The organism is Novosphingobium sp. Sphag1I, from assembly GCF_056279125.1.
Genome location: NZ_JBWBQS010000010.1, coordinates 1 through 19341 on the forward strand (window position 1 = coordinate 1; position 19341 = coordinate 19341).

Sequence of the window (19341 nt, forward strand, 5' to 3'; positions counted from 1 at the left end):
GAACATCGCCCAACCGGCGGTCGCGCCGATCTCGCCCATCATCGCGGCGACGAATTCGTCCTTCTTGGCCGCCAGAGCATCGGCCGCCTTTTGCAACACCGCGCGGCGCGCATTCGGGCCCATCGCGCCCCATGCAGGCTGGGCCGCCGCGGCGCGTGCCGCAATGCCCGCCATATCGCCTGCCTGCATCGCCACCGCCGAGGAGGCAACATCGCCCGTCATCGGGTTCAATCGTGTGAATTCCATCCGTTCAGCCTTTCAAAAGCATCCTGACATTCTGCTATTATTGATAGCAATATTATATCTCTTTGCGCGGCGCAAGCGTCCCCATATGCATTTTGATCGCAAGTTGGGTTGAGAGCCCCCCCCCTGTGACGCCCCATCCATAATTACACATATGGATCATATCATCACATTCTGAAACATCGGCATTTGGTATCTGGCCTGATGGCTGGGACATGGCCCCTTCCAACCGACTGTTTTTCATATGATATATTCAGGCATGACGGCGCCCGTCAATTTCTGGCAATATTTCGCAACAGGACTTGCCAAGCCCGACGCATAGCGTTAGGTTCATAATGCGCTCGATAAGTTCACATTGAGCAACGCATTAAGATATAAAACAGGGAAGGTTGTCACCATGGCTTCAAAGGCCCACCTTTGGCGGTGCTCATCTGCGTCTGCCGCGCTTTGCCTTGCATTGTTCTCGCCGCAATTGGCGCGGGCGCAAACCGCCCCCACCAATGCCGACATCATCGTCAGCGGCATTCGCCAAAGCCTTGCCAATGCGCTGAACACAAAGCGTAATTCGGATCAGGTGGTGGACGCCATTTCCGCCGAAGACGTGGGCAAATTCCCCGACAAGAACGTAGGCGAAGCCTTGCAACGCATCACCGGGGTCCAGATCCAGCGCGCAGGCGGCGAAGGGTCGGCGGTGTCCATTCGCGGGGTTGATCCGGGGCTGATCCGCGTTGAAATCAATGGGCAATCCACCCTGTCCACCGCCGCTGGGCCCGCCGCCGGTTCGGCCACCAATCCGGCGGTCGAATTCCGCGACATCCCGGCCGAATTCATCAGCCGTCTGGAAGTCGTCAAATCGGCCAGCGCCGACATGACCGAGGGCGGCCTTGGCGGTACGGTGCGCATCATAACCCGCCGCCCATTTGACACGAAAAAGCCCTATTTGGCCGGTTCGGTTCAGGGGGTTTACGGCACGCTGGGCAATCGCACCGATCCCAAGGCGGCGCTGATCGGCAGCCGCCTGTTTGCCAATGATACGCTGGGCGTGCTGCTCTCGGCCACCTATGAAAAGCGCAGCCTGTGGTATGATCAGGCCAAGACCACCGGTTGGCGCCAGATCCGTCAGGTGGGCGCGACGGCGGCGCAATGCAGCCAGACCGTGCAAACCGGATGTGTGGACCGCAATGGCGATGGCATGGGCGATTTCTATCCCGACATTCCGCGCTATGCCATGTATCGCGAGCGCACCGAACGCTATGCCTTTAACGGCATTGTCGAATGGCGGCCCAGCGACAAATTCCGCCTGTTCTTCGACAATACCTATACGCGCGGCCTGCAAACGCTCAATTCCCAGCTGATGCAGATCAACACGTTTTCGGCCCTGACGCCGGCTTTGACGCTTGGGAATGACACCAGTGTCAACGCGGGCAACGCGGCCAGCTATGTCCAGTTTCAGCAAACGGCGGTGGCCAATCCGAACAGCACAAACGCGCTGGGCGTATCCTATCGCAACATCAACGGCACCATTGACCGCCAAACCTATACCGGCACGCTGGGGTCGGAATGGAAGGTCAGCCCCAAGCTGACCCTGCGTGCGCGGGGCGGCTATTCATGGGCGCGTGCCTATAATGATGAAATCGACGTGGTGGGCACGCAATATGGCCTGACCTCGGTCACGGTGGATTATCGCAATGCGGCGGGCGCGCCCAACATCGGTCTGTCCACCGATCCGACCAATCCGGCGGGCATCAACTATCTGCAAATTCAGCACAAACCGCGCAAGAACATCCAGACCGAGCGCAATTTCCAATTCGACGCCGATTATGAGGTCGGCGGCTTCCTCAAACTGATCAAGGTCGGCATTCAGCGCCGCGTGACCAATTTGAACTCGATCTATCACGACGGCACCGTCACCTATGAAGGGTACAGCACCGTTGCCGGACAGGGCAATATCAAGACGCGCACATGGGCAACGGGTACGGCGGTCGATGCCATCACCTCCTCGTCCACCAATGCCGCGATCCTGTCACAGATCCAGTCCTATGCGAAATATGCCGATCTTGGCGATCATAACTTCTTTGCAACCGGCAATATCGGAACGACCAATATTCAACGCTGGTTGAACATGAATATGGCCATCGCCAATGCGGCGGGCATCCCGTCGGCCTATGGCACCAGCAACTGGTCGCCGGGCGACACGTATGATGTCACGCAAAAGAACCTGGCGGGCTACATCTCGACCAAGTGGGGGTTCACCCCGTTTGACCGCGCACTGGCCGTGGTGGTGGGCGCGCGCGTGATCAAGATGGACACGATCGCATCGGGCTATAACATCAACACAACGGCGGGCACTTTCGCCCCCGTCACCTTTACCGGCAGCCGCACCTTTGTCCTGCCCAGCGCCAACCTGCGCTATGAACTGATCCCCAACAAGCTGATCCTGCGCGCCACGGCGACCTCGGTGGCCGCGGCGCCCGATCTGTCCAAGATCGCGCCTTCGATGTCACTCAACACCGTGGCTTTGACCGGATCGCGGGGCAATCCCAACCTCAAACCCTATACGGCCCAGCAATATGACCTTGGGCTGGAATGGTACATCTCGCGGGTGAATTATCTGTCGGCCACTTTCTGGCGCAAGGATATTCAGGGCTTCCCCTATCGCGCGGCCAGCACGGAAAATTTCAGCGGCACCGATTTCACCATCTCGACCTATTACAACAGCGCCGCCCCGGTCCAGATCAACGGGTTTGAAGCGGGCCTTGTCTATGGCTTCGACTTCCTGCCCGGCCCGCTGAAAAACATGGGGCTTCAGGCCAATTACACCTATGCCAAGGACAAGGGCTTTTCGACGCTGGGCTATTACAGCGGTCAGGCACTGGGCTTTCCCGGCCTGTCGCGGCACAGCTATAATATCTCGACATTCTATGACGATGGAAAGCTGAACGCGCGCATCTCGTACAACTGGCGCTCGCGCTATAATATCGGGCCGGAACGCGACAATCTCAACGCCTTTGGCCAACCCTATGGCCAGTGGGACGCCTCGCTCAGCTATAAGATCGGCGATCACTTCACCGCCTTTGTCGATCTGGTCAACATCACCAATGCTCAACGCAAAGAGGATGAGGAAAGCACCTATCGCGTGTCGACCGTCGAAACCTTTGGCCGCCGGGTCTATTTCGGCATCCGGGCCAAGATGTAAGCCGGACGGGCGGCGCGTGAGCCTTCCTCTCCTGCTCTGCGCCGCTCTTTGCCTGTGCGGCGGGATGGCAACGCCCCGTCCCGCCGACTGGCGCCCCGAGGCCGAAGGTCCGGCCCGCATCACCAACGTCAAAGGCCGGATCGAGATTGACACGGCCAAGGGCCTGACCCTGTGGTATCGCCGCCGCCTGACCGGGCCCGTCCGCATCAGTTTTGACGCCATGCCCATCGCGCATGGCGGCCCAAACGATACGGTCAGCGACCTCAACGCCTTCTGGATGGCGCGGGAGGCCGATGGCGCCGATCCTGCACCGCGTTCGGGCCGGTTTGAAGATTATGACACGCTGCAAACCTATTATGTTGGCATAGGCGGCAATCGCAACACGACCACGCGCCTGCGCCGATACATCGCGACGCCGGGGGTCAGACCGCTCCTGCCTGAACATGATCGGGGCGATGCGCCCTTGATCCCCAACCAATGGACGCATGTCACGCTGATCGCCGATGGTTCGACCGTGGCGGTGGATCGCGATGGCGCGCGCCTTTTCACCCTTTTCGACCCCGCCCCCTATACATCCGGCTGGTTTGGCCTGCGCTCCACTTGGAGCCACTGGGCCTTTCGCCGCATTCGCATAAAGGCCAAATCATGAGTACCCGCCGAGAAGCGCTCAAACTTGCCAGCCTGATCCCCGCCGCCGCCCTTGCCCCCCGTATCGGTCAGGCTGCCCCCGCGCCAACCCCCGCCCCGGCGCGTTGGCTGGAGGGCCGCCCCGCGATGGACCTTGGCCACAGTTTCGGCGTGGCATGGCCACGCGGCGCGGTATCGCGGCGTTCGGGCTTTTCGCTGGCGGCGCATGGATCGCCCATCCCGGCGCAAAGCTGGCCCACGGCCTACTGGCCCGACGGTTCGGTCAAATGGACCGCCCACGCCCTGCCCGCCGGTTTGGGCGAGGCCGTGCCAGATGACATCACCGTTACACCCGGCACGCCCGGTCCTGCGCCATCAGACCCGATCCGTGTGGAACAGACGCCCGATGGCCTTCGTCTTACCTGCGCCGGGGTGACATGGGATTTTGCCAAATCAGGCAATGCCGTAATCCGCAGCGCCGCCATCGGCGGGCGTACCGTCATGGGGCCGGTGTCTCTGGTCGGCCAGATGGGCGCTGCCTTTGCCGAGACGGTCACGCGCCTCACCCTTGAGCAAAGCGGCCCGGTGCGCGCCATCGTCAAGATTGAGGGCGTGCACCGACAGGGGCAAGAGGCCGCCCTGCCCTTCACCTTGCGCTTTTACGCCTATGCCGGGGCGCGGCATCTGCGCATCGTTCACAGCTTTATCTATGACGGCGACCCGGCGCGCGATGCGATTGCCGCGCTTGGGGTTTCGGTGGCCGTGCCGATGCGCGATGCGCCCCATGACCGCCACATCCGCATGGCCAGCGATGGCCCTCTGTTTGCCGAGGCCGTCCGCCCGTTGACCGGCCTGCGCCGCGATCCGGGCGCCGCCTTTCGCCACGCACAGGTCGAGGGCCGCGCCACGCCGCCCATCGCGCAAATGGCGGCGGTTGTGCGCGATAAATTGCAATACATCCCCACATGGTCCGACTTCTGGTTGGAGCAGCCCAACGCCGATGGGTTCCGCATCGAAAAGCGCACGCAGGCCGATATGGCATGGGTGGCCTCGGCCTCTGGCCATCGCGCGCCGGGCCTTGCCTATGTCGGCGGCCCCAGCGGCGGCGCAGCCATCGCCCAGCGCTGGTTCTGGCAGACCTGTCCCAGCGCCCTGTCGGTGCGCGATGCGGCCTCGGACACCGCGCACCTGACGGCATGGCTGTGGAGCCCGCGCGCCGAACCGATGGACCTGCGCCCATGGCGCGGGGTCAACGGGATGGAAGGTTATGACGCGCAAAACGCAGGCCTCGACATCACCTATGAGGATTACGAACCCGGCTGGGGCAGCGCGACCGGCATCGCCAAAACGCAAGAGCTGACGCTCTGGGCCTGTGAGGCGACGCCCGAAAATGCCGCGATTGAAGCGATGGCCACCGCCAATGCCGCCTCCCCCCGCCTGATGGCCGCGCCCGAGCATTTGCACAAGGCGGGCGTGTTCGGCGACTGGTCCTTGCCCGATCGTTCCAGCCGCAACCGCGCGATTGTCGAGGATCAGCTTGAACGCCTCGTCGATTTCTATGCCGGCGAAGTGGACCGGCGCGGATGGTATGGTTTCTGGAACCATGGCGACATCATGCACACCTATGACGCCGACCGGCACCAGTGGCGCTATGACATCGGCGGCTTTGCATGGGACAACAGCGAACTCTCGCCCGATCTGTGGCTGTGGTATCAGGCTTTGCGCACCGGGGCCGCGCAACCCTTCCGTCTGGCCGAGGCGATGACGCGGCACACCAGCGAGGTCGACACCTATCACATGGGCCGCTTCAAAGGCTTGGGCACGCGCCATGGGGTGCAGCATTGGGGCGACAGTTCCAAACAGCCGCGCGTGTCCAATGCGATCTATCGCCGCATCTATTTCTACCTGACCGCCGATGATCGGGTGGGCGACCTGATCGCCGATCTGGTGGACAGCGACCGCACGCTGGACCATGTCGAGATCGGGCGCAAGGTGCCGGGCGCCAAACCCTATGCCGGGCCAAAGGGCACGTTCGACATGGGCTTTGGCCCCAGTTGGACGGCAGTTGTGGGCGCATGGCTGACCCAGTGGGAGCGCACCGGCGACCCGCAATGGCGCAACCGGATCGCGGCGGGGATGCAGAGTATCGGGGCGATGAAATATGGCTGGCTGGCGGGCGGCGCGCCCTATGATCCGGCCACGCATCGTTTCCTTGGCAAGGGTGACACGATCGGCATCAGCCACCTGTCCTCCGTGTTCGGCGCGACCGAGATCAATGCCGAAATCATCAGCCTGATCGACGTACCATCCTATGCGCAGGCATGGGTCACATTTTGCCAATGGTACAATGCGCCCAAGCCCGACTTCCTCGCCAAATTCGGCCCGCCCTTTGGCGCGCGCAATTTGCGAGAGGCCTATTCGCGCATGACCGCCTATGCGGCGCGGGCGCGCCATGACCGGTCACTGATGGCGCGCGCGGTGGAGGAGTTTTTCTCCGGCGATGAAGGCCTTGGGACATGGGACCATGACCCACGCGTGGCGATAGGCAATCAGATCGAATGGCCGCGCCTGTCCACCAATGCCGCCGCGCAATGGGGGCTGGCCGCGATCCAGATGCTGGCTTTGGCCGGGCCAGAGATCGACGCCGCTCATATCCCCGCCCATCGCAACAGTCCGCAAGAACCGCGGCGTTAAAGGCTGACCGCCCGAAACGCCGCATTTCCCATAATTAGGGTCGGCGCGCGTTGTTCCGGGCCGCCTCCTTGCCTTGCGCCACCAGCTTGAGCGGCACGGCCGTGGCCATAATGGCAAAGCCGCGGTCATTGGGGTGCAGGTGATCGCCGGAATCATAGTCGGCATTCATAACCAAGGGGTCGGCCTTGTCACGGATCGCCGCGTCCAGATCGACATAGCCGTCGCTCAACTTCTGAGTACGTATCCAGGTGTTGATCTTCTGACGCTGCGCCTCGCCCCATTCGGACCAGTAATTGGCGCCCTTATACGGGAGGATGGTCGCAAGGATCAGCTTGATGCCACGATCATGCGCACGGACAATCATCTGGCGATAGGCGTTGATCAGGCCGTCCGTATCGTAACTCTCGGTCCGTTTTTCCCGCGTGGCTCCGCCAATGTCATTGACGCCTTCCAGCACGATCACATGGCTGACCCCCGGAATGGTCAAAGCGTCGCGGTCAAACCGCGCCAATGCATTGCGCCCCGCCCCGTTCAGCAACAGCTTGTTGCCCGAAATGCCGACATTGGCGACACCCACCCCGGCCCAGCCCGCTTGCTGTATACGGGCCGCGAATTGGTCGGGCCAGCGCAGATCGGAATCGGTGGTCGCGCGCACACCATCGGTGATGGAATCGCCAAAGGTGACAATGGTGCGCATGGGGGACTTGGCCCCCACATCGACGCCCGCCACGACAAAGCGCCGTTCAACCGTGGCGCCGCGCTCTAATTCGGGCTTGTCGGTCTGATCCCCCGGCGCGATCTGGGTTTTCGCCGCGCCAAAGGAATGGAACGCACCCAAGGGCTGCCCCTCGGCCACGTGAATGGACACCGCGATCCGCGACAGGGGTTTGACCGGCATGGCCAGCCAATCGCTGATCATCGGAGCATGGGCGGGAATATCGACCCCCGCGCGTCCGCCAAAGGCGATGTTGCGCATCGTGCCCGGAACAATCGCGCCCTTGGCATCCACCATCGCCACCGTCACATGTTTGATGGCCAAGGAGGTCGCGCTGTCCGAATTGTCGAGCGCAACCCGCAGGCGCGTTCCGCCCGCCGACAAGCGCACAATCTGTCGCACCGTGGCATCCGCAATGGATGGCGGCGCGCCGGGGCTATCGGCAGGCGGAGTTGCCTGCATCGCCACGGCCCAGCTTCGCGCCACACCCGCATGGGCGGGCGTGGCCAGCAACAGCGCGATCATCCAAGCCGATTTTTTCAATGTTTGCTCCCTGCTGCCTTGGCCGTTTCGACCGCATAAGTATGGGTCGCGCCTTCGAAATTCGCGCGAAAAATGATCCATTTACCGTCAGGGGTAAAGGTCATGTTGGGTTCGGTCTTGTAATTGTTGGCATGCATGTCGACCAATTTTTCCTGATCAAACGTGCCCGGTACGATCAGCTTGTCCGCGTCGGCGGTCGGAATTTCCGCATCATCGCCAATCATGCGCGGCGTGAAAAGATAGAGCCATTTGCCATCGGGCGCATGAGCCACCATTTCGCTGTCGCCTCCATCGCCGGAAAACAATTTGAAGTCCGGTGACTGGTTGTAATGCACGGACCACTGATTGCGTTCCACATGATACCATGTCCGTTTGCCGGTGCGCACATTATAGCCCGCCAGCCAGAACACCTGTCCGCGCGGTGTTTGCAGGTCGTACCAGATCGTTTCGCCATCGGGGCTAAAGAACTCGTGCCCCGCGATTTCATTGTTCATTGTGCGGCTGTGGACCAGTTTCTTGTTCGATCCATCAGTGCGGATGGTCCAGATGCGGTCCACCTCATGCCAGGGCCCTTCATGGCAATACATGATCAGGCCCGGATCCGTGGGTGAAAATTGCACATGGTTGAGCCAATCATTGCTGGCCACGATCACGCGACGTTCGCCCGTATTCAGATTGTGGGTAAAGACCTCCATCGGATAGCCCGCCTTGAGACGTCGATGCAGCGCGCGCGTCTTGGCATCGGCATAGGTGTAGGGCGTGCCATCGGACCGGTTTTCGGCATAGGTGTTGCCGCCCGGAACCGCATTATTCCCCTGATCCGGGCGGATCAGCGTGCCGTCCGGGTTCACCTTGGCCGGGGGCAGCGTGTATTGGCCCAGCAGCAGCGTTTCATCGGCATTGATCGACCCGATTGATCCGCCCGCAACGTCGGCCACTTTGCGCGCCTTGCCGGTGTCAACATCGACGGCCCAGACCTGAAACGGCCCGCCCGCGTCATCGCGCGCGCGGGTGGCGTAATAGGCGTTGCGGCTGATATGCCCGGTAAACAGCAGGTTGAGATGCGGCCCCGGCACCAAAAGCTTGATCGACCAGTCGGAAAGCGTGACAACACTGATCCCGTCGGGGGTCTTGATGACCATCTTGTCGCCTTTGGGGGTAAAGGCGCTTTGCGTGAAATAGAGGTTCGAAGTGCCGCCCTGGGTGCTGATTCGGACGATGCGATGTCCGGTGGCCGGATCGACCCATTCCTTGACCGGTTTGGCCGCGGCGGCTGTGGTCAACAACGTGGCGGCCAGAATGCCGGTTAAATGGCGCAAACGCATCGCGAATTCTCCCATGAAACGTGGCGGCCCTATCATTGCCGCTTGTCGATGCGGTTTTACATAGTATAAACATGGTCCACAATATGAATAATTGCGCCGCATGGTGAAACGTCCATCGGCCCCAAGGGAAAAGGATGGCGTGATGACGCAACCGGCGGCAAGACCGGTCCGATTGGTCAATTACCTGGCCTATGGCGCGAATGACGTGCTGGGCGCGGGGTCCATGGCGGTGATATCGGCGTGGGTGTTGATCTTTTACACCAAATTCTGCGGATTGTCGGCCGGACAGGCCGCGTTGATCTTTGCCGTGGCACGTATTCTGGACGCGATTGTTTCGCCCACCATCGGGCATATTTCGGACCATTTCGACCGGCATGCGCTGGGCCGCCGGTTTGGGCGGCGGCGGTTTTTCGTGCTGGCCGCCATTCCGCTCCTGCCGACCTTTGCGCTGATGTGGCTGCCGGGGCAAACCTTCTGGTATTACCTTGTTTCCTATGTGCTGTTCGAACTGACCTATGCGCTGGAAATCATCCCCTATGAAACGCTGGCCGCCGAAATGGCCAGCGATTTTGCCACCAAGGCGCGCCTTGCCGGGGTGCGCATCCTGTTTGCGCAAGGTTCGGCCATTCTGGCGGGATTTCTGCCGCTCTGGCTGATCAACTGGCTGGGGCGGGACAGTGCGAATACGTTCCTGATTATGGGGGCGATCTTTGCCGCGCTGTTTATGATGACCGCTGGCTTCCTCTATGCCTTCAGTTGGGAGCGGCAGCGCCCCACCCCGCCCAAGCCGACGGCCGGATCGCCGCTGCTGCACCTGTGGCGCAACCTGTCATCGACGCTGCGCATCCGTGCGTTCCGGCTGCATCTGGGCATGTATCTGGGGGGCTATATCTCGCAGGACATTTTCAACGCGGCATTCACCTTTTTCGTGATCTTCGCGCTGGCCGGATCGACACAGGCGGCATCGGGTCTGCTGGGCACGATGTACATAGTGCAATTGGGCGCGGTAATGATCGCCATCCGCATGGCTCTGCGCTCCAGCCCTGCGCGGGCCTATCGCATGGCGGCGGTGTGTTTTGCGGCGGGCGTCGCGGCACTGATCGGCCTGTGGTGGGCGGGGCTGCCCGCTACGTCAGGCTGGATCTGGATCGGCATGGGGCTGGTGGGCCTTGGGCGCGGGGCGCTTAATTACATTCCGTGGGCCACCTATAATTACATGGCGGACGTGGACGAAATCGTCACGGGCCGCCGCCGCGAAGGATCGTTCGCGGGCGTGATGACCTTTATCCGCAAAGCCACGCAAGCCGCCGCAGTGGCACTGGTGGGCCTGTTGATGGATGCGGGCGGTTTCGTGCCCAAGGCCGATGTGCAAAGCCATGGCGCGGTGCTGACACTGGTTCTGGTCATGGGCATTGGCACATGGGTGATGCTGGGCTTTGGCATGTTGATCTCGACGCGCTTCCGCCTCAGCCGCGCCACGCATGACGTACTGATGGGCGAGATCGAACATCTGCGGGGCGGCGGGCGCGATCCGACATCGGAAACCGCGCGCGAAGTGGTTCAGGACCTGACCGGCTGGGAATACGCTCGCCTGTGGGGCAACAATCCGGTGGGAGGAAAATTGTGAAGCCTATCCTGTTGCTGGCCGCGGCCAGCGTGTTGGTCGCGGCAACGCCTCCGAAAACCCCCGCCCGCATCCTGATCGCGGGCGATTCCACGGTTCAGACCTATGCCCCCGAACGTTATCCGCAAGGCGGCTGGGGGCAATTCCTCGCCTGTGGACTTTCCCCCGATGCCGTGGTGGTCAATCGCGCCATCGGCGGGCGATCGACCAAGAGCTTTATCAACGAGGGCCGATGGGACCGCATGATGGGCGAAGTGCGCCCCGGCGACACCGTGCTGATCCAGTTCGGCCACAATGACGCCACCAAGGCCAAGCCCGAACGCTATGCCGATCCGGCGATGTATCGCGACAATCTGCTGCGCTTCATCTGGGAAACGCGGGGGCATGGGGCGTTTCCGGTGCTGGTGACGCCGGTGGCGCGACGATCGTTTGACGCGGCGGGCAAGGCGCGGGCCGATTTTGCCGAATATTCCGCCGTCATGCGCGAATTGGCCGCCACCACCGCCACGCCCTTGATCGACCTTGAAGGCGCCTCGCGCAACCTGCTCGACCGGATGGGGGCGGACAATGTGGTGGTCTATTACATGAACCTTGCGCCCGGCGCCTATCCCGCCTTTGCCGCGGGTTTGAAGGATGACACCCATTTCACCGAGCTTGGCGCGCGGGCCATGGCCGATCTGGTGGCCGAACAATTGTCGGGCCTGTCGGTGCCCGCCGCGCGCGCGGTACTGGCAAATCGGCCCGATCTGGAGCGGACGACGCCTTTGGGCCAATACGCCTGTCATTGATGGTCCAAACGAAAAGGGGCGGCGGACCAACCAAGGTCTGCCGCCCCTTTTTGCGTCCGGCCCCTTACCGCCGGTGCAGCGCCTCGGCCAGCGCGCAGATAGCCAGCGATTGCCCATAGGGCATCGAGGTCAGCGCAATATCCTTATAGAACTGCATCGTATCGCCCATCGCCGTGCCAAAGGACACCTGCGTCAATTCGCCATCCGCGTTGATATGGTCGATCACGCCCTGCACGGCCTTCAGGCCCACTTCCTCATAGGCCGTGTCAAGCAACCCCATACGCACAGCCTTCAGAATACCATAGGCAAAGCCTGCCGTGGCCGAAGCCTCAAGGTAAGAGGTCGGGTCCATCACCAGCGTATGCCACAAGCCATTATCCGCCTGGGTCGCGGCCAAAGTCTTCACCTGCGCGGCCAGCGTATCGACAAGGAAGGTGCGAAACGCATCGCCCTGTGGCAGATCCAGCAATTCGATGATTTCCGGGATCGCAATCGTGATCCAGCAATTGCCCCGCGCCCACAGCGCGCCTGCAAAATTATGCCGCCCGTTGAAGTCCCAGCCATGGAACCACAGGCCGGTCTTGGTATCGAACAGATATTTGATATGGACGAGGAACTGGCGCTTGGCCTCCTCGACATAATCGGGGCGATTGAGCAGCAGCCCAAAACGCGCCAAAGGCAGCACGCTCATCATCAGCGTGTCGTCCCACATTTCGCCGGGGTTTTCGTCATTATAGACGATGTGCTGAAACCCGCCCTCCTCGGTCTTGGGCAAGCCATCGGGCGCCATCAGCCAATCGGCCCATTCCTGAATCTGGGCCAGCCAGTCGGCGTTCGGTTCGCGCTCATAAAGATAGGAGAGCGTGAGGAAGGGCGAGACGGTGTTGATGTTCTTGGTCGTGCCGCGCGGCAATTGATCGGCAAACCACTGGCGGATGATGGTCAGCGCCTTGTCATCGCCGGTCTGCTGATAATAGCGCCACATGCCGAACAGGCCAATGCCATGGGTCCATTCCCAGCCGTTCCAGCCCTTGGTGTCGATCACGCGGCCATCTTCAAGCCGCAGCAGGAATTCGCCGGTTTCGTCATGGATCGAGACCAGATTGTCCATCAAACGATGGATCAGCCCGATCAGATCGGCGCGTGCAGGAAGGGGATTGTGGGGCACTCGGTTCTCCATAGATCAAGGGGCAGGCGGCAGGCTGGCGGGCGCGGTGACTTGCGCCACCTCCACCCCGCCGCGACGGTTTTGCAAAGTGACGAGGCGCACATTTTCAGGCGCATTGGCTGGTGCGCCGTCGCTGGTGACGGCAAGGGCGATGGTGTTCGCCCCATGATGGTTGAGGATGCCTTCGGGGATCGGGAAAATCCGTTGCGGCCCGACATGGGCGATCAATTGCCCCATGTTCCATCCGTTGACAAAAATCAGCGTGCGATATTGGGCCGATGAACGCGGCTTGGTCGTGTCGCCAAAGGCGATGCCAATCGTGGCGTCCTGACCGCGCGGAACGTTGAGCGTGACTTGCGTGCGATACCAATTGGTGCCCGGCGCCCCTTGCGGCAATGCGGCGCCGGTGGCGCGCCATGCGCGATCGTCGAAGGCCGGCAAGTGCCAACCCATCCGTTCGCCATACTGGCCGCCATTGTTGGGCGTGCCGCGAGCGCGGTCGGCAAAATCCTCGCCCCCGGCGCGGCCCTGAATGCGCCAGTTGAGCGGCACGGCAAACGCAGGCCCCGTCAATGGTTCGAGCGAAGCGGCGATCAGACCCCGCCCCTCCTTATGCTCGTCCATCGCGGTCAGATCCCAGTTATGACCATTGTTGCGCACCATGACCGCGATGACATGGTCGCCCGGCATGCGGGCCACATCGGGCATAGGGATGGTGATATTGCCGGTGGTGATCGGGCGCGGCATGGCGGCGGGCAAATCCTGTTGCCCGACCAGACGTCCATCCACGAACACCTGCACCATCCCGGCCCCGCCCGCGCCATAGGTCAGGCTGAGCCGCTGGGCATCGGGGGAACCGGCGAAATGGGCGCGATACCACACATCGCCCTCGTGAAAACCATAGGGGTCCATGGTCAGTGTAGGCTGGCCTGCGGGCTTCTGGCTTTGCGTCGCATCGGCCCGGTGGTCGATAGCTTGCCACGCGCTGTCGTTGAAAGTCGGCGCAGCTTCGGGCGTACCCTCGGCCATGCGCCAGTTGTTGAGTGCAGGCAGCACGATGGGCGCGGGACCGGGCAGCGGCGCGATGGATTCAAACGATCCGCCCGCCGCTGGCCGCATCGCCACCGGTGCGCCATTCCATGTGATGCGCGATTGTTTGCTCCACACACGCAAAGGCGCGGGCGCAACAGTATCGCCGGTCAGCGCCAGCACCCCGCCCTTCGCCCGCGCATGGCGCAACAGGGCAGGCCCGCAGGCCAATACGCCATCGGCATCCCAACACGCGCCACCCGCCACATCATCGCCCAGCAGAAGCGTCAGTGCAGGCCGCCCGCCGCCGCTGATTTCCACCGCGGCCAATGCGCCATGGGTGTAATCCAGCGTCAGATCGCCCCGCGTGGCGTCCCATGATACCGCCACGCCATCGGGGGCCTTGATCGCAGGTTTGCCGCTATAGCGCAGCACCGTGCGCCCACCCTCGCCCGCGCGGCCGATCAATAACAACTGGCCCGATTGGGCGGTCTGGATCTGGCTGGTGGTGTAAACCAATCGCTGGCCCGCAACATTGGCCCCGGCCACGATCCATTTGGCGTCATAGCCATTCAGCCGGATCTGCGGCATTTGATAATGGCCGTCGGGCAGGTCGGCGGAAAAGGTGAAATTGGTATCCGCAACCAGATGCCCCGGTTGATGCGCAGCAAGGATCAGGCGCGCGTCGGTTTCCGGGCTGCGATTGTGATAGAGGCGGATGGCGTCGGTTGAAGGCGTCAGTTTCGCCGCCGGAACCATCGCGGCAATCTCTGGCAAGGCCGCAAGTGTCCCGCCGATGGGTTTCAGGGCCAACGCCTTTTCACGCAGGGAACGGTCCTCGGCAATCGCCGCGCCATAGTCATAGGAGGTGAACACCACGGGTGCGGGCAGCCAGCCCCATGACGTGCCGCCATAGCCCATATAGATGCTTTGCAGCCCTATGCCGTTCACAAAATTCGTGCCGTAAAACAGTCGGCCATATCCCGGCCCGGTCTGTCCCGCGTTGCAGGCATAGATCCCGTCCGAGCCCCAATAGTCGAACCAGCCCCCGCCAATTTCCGCCAAGAATCCCGGCGTATCGGGCGATGCGGACGCGCCGCCCTTTGCCTCGCCAATGCCGTAATAACCCCAATCGGGCGCGCCATTGCTGCGGGTAATCTTACCCTGCGCGTTGCATGTGCCGCCCGGATAGCCGTCAAAGGCATACATATCGACCGGCCCATGCACGACACCGGCAACCGGCGATCCATCGGGCACCCAATTGCCATTGCGGCCCGGATCATTGTGGAAAATCGGCACGGTGATGCCGTGGCTGCGCGTCACGGCATAGAGGTGGTCCATATAACGGCGGTGGGCCCGGCTGGTCTGCGAGAGTTCGTTCTCGATCTGGTGCAGGATGACGGGGCCTTTTCCGTCATTGATCTGATGCCGGGCAACAATGCCGTCGATCGCGGCCAGCCATTCATCGGCGGCCTTCAGATATTCCGGATCATCGGTGCGCGCCTTCGCCCGCTGGTTGTTCAGCCAGCCTGGAAAGCCGCCCCGCGCCAATTCCGCGTTCACATAGGGGCCAACGCGGGTGATGACATAAAGCCCTTCCTCGCCCGCCATGGTGATGGCGCGTTCCATGTCGCGGATGCCGGTGAAATCCAGTTCGCCCTGTTTCGGGCTGTGATAGCCCCAGTCGAAATAAAAGGTGACAGTGTTGAACCCGCTGGCCTTGATCTTTTGCAATATGTCGCGCCACAGATCAGGACTGGGCAAGCGATAGGGGTGGAATTCGGCGGCCCAGATCGGCGTGCGTTTGCCATCGATCATCAGCGAGCGGCCATCGAAGGATACGCGGCCAAATGTCTTGACCGGCGCCTTCAGGTTGACCGTCGGCCGCGCGTCCTGCGCCATGGCCGGGGCGGCAATCAGCGCCGCAGCGCCAGCCAGCAAAAGAGAACGCATCGCCACCCCCATCAATCCAGATGAAACACAGGCACCAGCGGCCATTCGCAAGGGCGATTGTCGGCCTCGACCTCCATCAGCGGCGCCATCGCGGCCCACCACAGCTTCATCACCGGATCGTCGGGCAGGCTGTCGCGCTTGTTCTCATCGGCCAGACGCAGCACCGCAAAGAGCGCGTATGTCGCCTCGTCCAGAAAGATCGAATAGTCGCTGATCCCCGCCTCATGCAGCAGATCGACCAGTTCGGGCCAGATCGCGTCATGGCGCTGGCGGTATTCTTCCGCCATGCCGGGTTTAAGCTGCATCCGGAATGCGAACCTTTGCACCGCTCTCTCCAAAATCCCGCATTATGCACTTTTGTTGCTTATTGTGATACACGGTCATCCGATGGGCGTCAATTGGCCAATTGGGTCAAACCGGGTTCAAACCGGCATTTCGGGCCAATTCAAACCCGTAACATCCCGCATTATGACCGGCGGGCGGGCATCGACACCGGCATGGCGGGCATGGAACGCCTCGATGCTCACATCATGAACATCGCGCATCCACAGCGCCCACGCCGGCAAGGTTCCAAACATGCTGGGCTCGGGATAGGCGTCGGGCAATTGGGCTGGTTGTTGCGCAGCATCCGCCGCCGTGCCGCCGCCGATAAATTCCAGATCGATGTTGCGCAGCACGACCCGTTGAACCGGATGTCCGGACAGACCCGCCACGATCGCGGGATATTCATGCGCAATACCGCGTGCTGTTACGTCGCTGATCTCAACGTGGCGAAGTACGCCAATCTTCGCCCCCTCCGGCCCGCGCAGCCTTGCCCCCAGGCGAAGGAAGATGGGGGCACTGGTCACCTCCTCCATGCTCAGACGACGGGCGGTGATATGTTCGACCACCGCCCCATCAACGCATTCGATGGCCAGACCGCGGCTGCGCTCGAACCTGCAATCCTCGATCAGGATGCGGCGGATGTCGCCATTGGTTTCGGTGCCGATCTTGATCCGGCCCGTCACCTTATCTCGATCGGGCGCGAATTGTTGCGTTCGGGCGCGGGTTCCGTCCAACATCGTGCCAAGGTCAAAGCCCGATACAGTGCAATGGCGGATCGTGATGTCCTCACTGACAACCGGGCGGCCAAGCGCAAGGCTGCTTTTCACCACGATGGCGTCATCATTGGGGCTGTTCACGCGGCAATGTTCGACGAGGCAGCGCGAAACACAGTCCAGATCGATCCCGTCCCGCTCTGTATCAATGGACAGGCCGCGAATGACCATATCCGCACACCCGGTGGCCAGAATAGCGAAATGCCCGCCGCCATCGATGGTGAAACCCGCCAGTTCGACGCCGCGACATTCGCGCAGACCAATCGCCTTGTTGCCAAGCCCGTGCATGGCGGCGGCGTTCAATTCCAAAGCGCCGACTTCATCCTCGGACATGGCCGCCATGGATAGCGGCCTCTCGCCCGCCTGCGCACGCCAGCGTGATCCCGGACCGTTGCGGGTCAGGCCCCGCCCTTCGATCCGCCCCGTTCCGGTGATGGCAATGTCGGTTGCGCCAATGGCCCAGATCAGGCTGTTGCACCAATGGCTGTGCCCGAAATCCTGATAGAGTTGTTCGCCATTATCTTCCGGCAAATCATAGGCGCCACCGTGACGCGATGGATCAGCCGCCTCAATCACCGCGCCTTCGGACAGGTACAGATGGACGCCCGAGCGCAAACGGATCGAGAAGCAGAGATAGCGCCCCGGCGGCAGAGTCACCATCCCGCCGCCATGCGCATGGGCATCGGCGATGGCCGCATTGATCGCCCCATGAGCAAGAGCGCGCCCATCACCAAATGCCCGCAACGCCTCCATCACCGCAAATCCAGCACCACCAGCGATTTGGCGGGCAGATCGACCACTAACTTACCATCACGGATGGATGCGCCGGAAAAGGCCTGGGGTTTAACCCGCGCGACATTGGCGAAATTATTGACATCCTGAACCCGCGTCGAGGTCAGGATGCGGCCACTGACCGAGGCAGCCTGAACGCCCGATAATGCGATTTCCAGATGCTGTCCCTTGCCCGGATCGATGTTGACCAATGCGACATGGACCACGCCATCGCCCCCCCGTGCCGCAACGCCATGCAGCGCAGGCGTCACCCATTCATCGCGCCCGTACCAGACCTTGGGCAGATCAAGCGGCAACACCTTCGCCGCCTGAAACCCGCGATACATGTCGAACACATGATAGGTCGGCGTCAGAACCATCTGTGCATCGCGCGTCAGGATCATCGATTGAAGGACGTTCACCATCTGGGCGATGTTGGTCATACGCACGCGGTCGGCATGGCGGATGAACAGGTTGATATTCACGCCTGCCAGCAAGGCATCGCGCAAGCTGTTCTGCTGATAGAGGAAACCGGGATTGGTGCCCGGTTCAACATCGGTCCAGATGCCCCATTCATCCACCGCCAGATTGACGCGCTTTGCCGGATCATATTTGTCCATCACGGCGGAGTGCTTGGTCAGCAATTCTTCCATCTTCCACGTCTTGGCCATGGTGCGGGCGTAATCGGTTTCGGTGAAATCACTTGCCGAACCCTTGCTCTTCCAATCGCCGGGGACGGTGTAATAATGCAGGCCAACGCCATCAATCAGACCACCCGCCTCGCGCATCATCACCTCAGTCCAATTATAGTCGGGACCGTTTGCGCCACTGGCGATCTTCTGGATTTTGGTGCCATAGGGAACCTTGACAAAGGTGGCATAGCGGCGCGTCACGTCGGCGGCATAGTCGGCCTTCATATTGCCGCCACAACCCCACAGTTCATTGCCAATGCCGAAATAGGGCAGCTTCCACGGCTCCTTGCGCCCGTTTCGTGCGCGTTCATCGGCCAGAGTTGCGGGGCGGTGATGTATTGGACCCACTCCTCCATCTCGCCCGCCGGCGCGCTGCCCACATTGCCCGAAACATAGGCATCGGCCCCGATCAGTTCGGCAAAGTCCATGAATTCATGCGTGCCGAATGTGTTGGGCTCGGTCACGCCGCCCCAGTGGGTGTTGATCTTGACCGGGCGCTTGGCGCGCGGGCCGATGCCGTCGCGCCAGTGGTATTCATCGGCAAAACAGCCCCCCGGCCAGCGCACCAGCGGCACATGCAGCGCCCGCAGCGCCTCGACTACATCGCGGCGATAGCCCTTGATATTGGGGATTTTCGATTCCGGCCCGACCCAGATCCCACCATAGATGCCATAGCCCAGATGTTCGGCAAACTGGCTGAAGATGCGCGGGTCGATGGTGGCGCCCGGCGTTTCGCCATGCAGGGCGGCGGGGGTTTGGGCGGCGGGGGTTTGGGCGGCGGGGGTTTGGGCATAAACCGCAGGCGTTGCCGCCAGCATCAACGCGGCCGATGCCAGAAGGCGGATGGAACGACGAATCATGGTCTCTCCCTGACCT

At 61.8% G+C, this 19341-nt stretch carries 12 protein-coding genes and 1 pseudogene; 5 read left to right on the forward strand and 8 right to left on the reverse strand.

Going from position 1 to position 19341, the window contains the following annotated elements; all coding sequences use genetic code 11:
* The coding region (locus tag ACZ9HU_RS12740) for an aldehyde dehydrogenase family protein (RefSeq protein ID WP_476105441.1) at window positions 1-246 on the reverse strand (246 nt) is incomplete at its 3' end.
* A gap of 394 nt (window positions 247-640) precedes the next feature.
* Between ACZ9HU_RS12740 and ACZ9HU_RS12745 the strand changes: the two genes are divergently transcribed.
* The 3 genes from ACZ9HU_RS12745 (at window position 641) to ACZ9HU_RS12755 (ending at window position 6760) form a co-directional block, all read left to right on the forward strand.
* Window positions 641-3439 carry a TonB-dependent receptor gene (locus tag ACZ9HU_RS12745; protein WP_476105442.1) on the forward strand — a complete coding sequence of 933 codons (2799 nt, stop codon included), beginning with the start codon at window positions 641-643 and terminating at the stop codon, window positions 3437-3439.
* A gap of 64 nt (window positions 3440-3503) precedes the next feature.
* On the forward strand, window positions 3504-4088 hold the full coding sequence (locus ACZ9HU_RS12750) for a DUF6250 domain-containing protein (RefSeq protein WP_476105443.1): 585 nt from the start codon (window positions 3504-3506) through the stop codon (window positions 4086-4088).
* Window positions 4085-6760 (forward strand): exo-rhamnogalacturonan lyase family protein, encoded by a 2676-nt coding sequence (locus ACZ9HU_RS12755; RefSeq protein ID WP_476105446.1) that lies wholly within the window; start codon window positions 4085-4087, stop codon window positions 6758-6760. The genes ACZ9HU_RS12750 and ACZ9HU_RS12755 overlap by 4 nt, the downstream gene beginning before the upstream one ends.
* Window positions 6761-6794: 34 nt before the next feature.
* On the opposite strand, the gene ACZ9HU_RS12760 is transcribed toward ACZ9HU_RS12755, so the two are convergent.
* Together ACZ9HU_RS12760 and ACZ9HU_RS12765 are read right to left on the reverse strand one after the other, a co-directional pair.
* Window positions 6795-8018 (reverse strand): SGNH/GDSL hydrolase family protein, encoded by a 1224-nt coding sequence (locus ACZ9HU_RS12760; protein ID WP_476105449.1) that lies wholly within the window; start codon window positions 8016-8018, stop codon window positions 6795-6797.
* Window positions 8015-9343, reverse strand: a complete 1329-nt coding sequence (locus ACZ9HU_RS12765) for an oligogalacturonate lyase family protein (protein WP_476105450.1) — start codon at window positions 9341-9343, stop codon at window positions 8015-8017. The genes ACZ9HU_RS12760 and ACZ9HU_RS12765 overlap by 4 nt, the downstream gene beginning before the upstream one ends.
* Before the next feature lie 142 nt (window positions 9344-9485).
* On the opposite strand from ACZ9HU_RS12765, the gene ACZ9HU_RS12770 reads away from it, so the two are divergent.
* Both ACZ9HU_RS12770 and ACZ9HU_RS12775 read left to right on the forward strand, forming a co-directional pair.
* Window positions 9486-10970, forward strand: coding sequence for an MFS transporter (locus ACZ9HU_RS12770; RefSeq protein WP_476105452.1), 1485 nt, complete (start codon window positions 9486-9488; stop codon window positions 10968-10970).
* Entirely contained in the window at window positions 10967-11755 is a 789-nt protein-coding gene (locus ACZ9HU_RS12775; protein WP_476105454.1) for a rhamnogalacturonan acetylesterase, read from the forward strand. The genes ACZ9HU_RS12770 and ACZ9HU_RS12775 overlap by 4 nt, the downstream gene beginning before the upstream one ends.
* Window positions 11756-11819: 64 nt before the next feature.
* On the opposite strand, the gene bglB is transcribed toward ACZ9HU_RS12775, so the two are convergent.
* The 5 genes and pseudogenes from bglB to ACZ9HU_RS12800 form a co-directional block, all read right to left on the reverse strand.
* Window positions 11820-12866 carry a beta-galactosidase BglB gene (bglB, locus tag ACZ9HU_RS12780; protein WP_476105713.1) on the reverse strand — a complete coding sequence of 349 codons (1047 nt, stop codon included), beginning with the start codon at window positions 12864-12866 and terminating at the stop codon, window positions 11820-11822.
* A gap of 72 nt (window positions 12867-12938) precedes the next feature.
* On the reverse strand, window positions 12939-15905 hold the full coding sequence (locus ACZ9HU_RS12785; RefSeq protein WP_476105455.1) for a beta-galactosidase: 2967 nt from the start codon (window positions 15903-15905) through the stop codon (window positions 12939-12941).
* Window positions 15906-15916: 11 nt separating this feature from the next.
* Window positions 15917-16231, reverse strand: a complete 315-nt coding sequence (locus ACZ9HU_RS12790) for an L-rhamnose mutarotase (protein WP_476105457.1) — start codon at window positions 16229-16231, stop codon at window positions 15917-15919.
* A 96-nt stretch (window positions 16232-16327) separates the two neighbouring features.
* A complete protein-coding gene (locus ACZ9HU_RS12795) occupies window positions 16328-17755 on the reverse strand; it encodes a rhamnogalacturonidase (protein WP_476105714.1) in 1428 nt (475 codons plus the stop codon).
* Window positions 17755-19325: pseudogene (locus tag ACZ9HU_RS12800) on the reverse strand (alpha-N-arabinofuranosidase). Before ACZ9HU_RS12800 ends, ACZ9HU_RS12795 begins: the two are co-directional and overlap by 1 nt.
* Window positions 19326-19341: the final 16 nt, after the last annotated feature.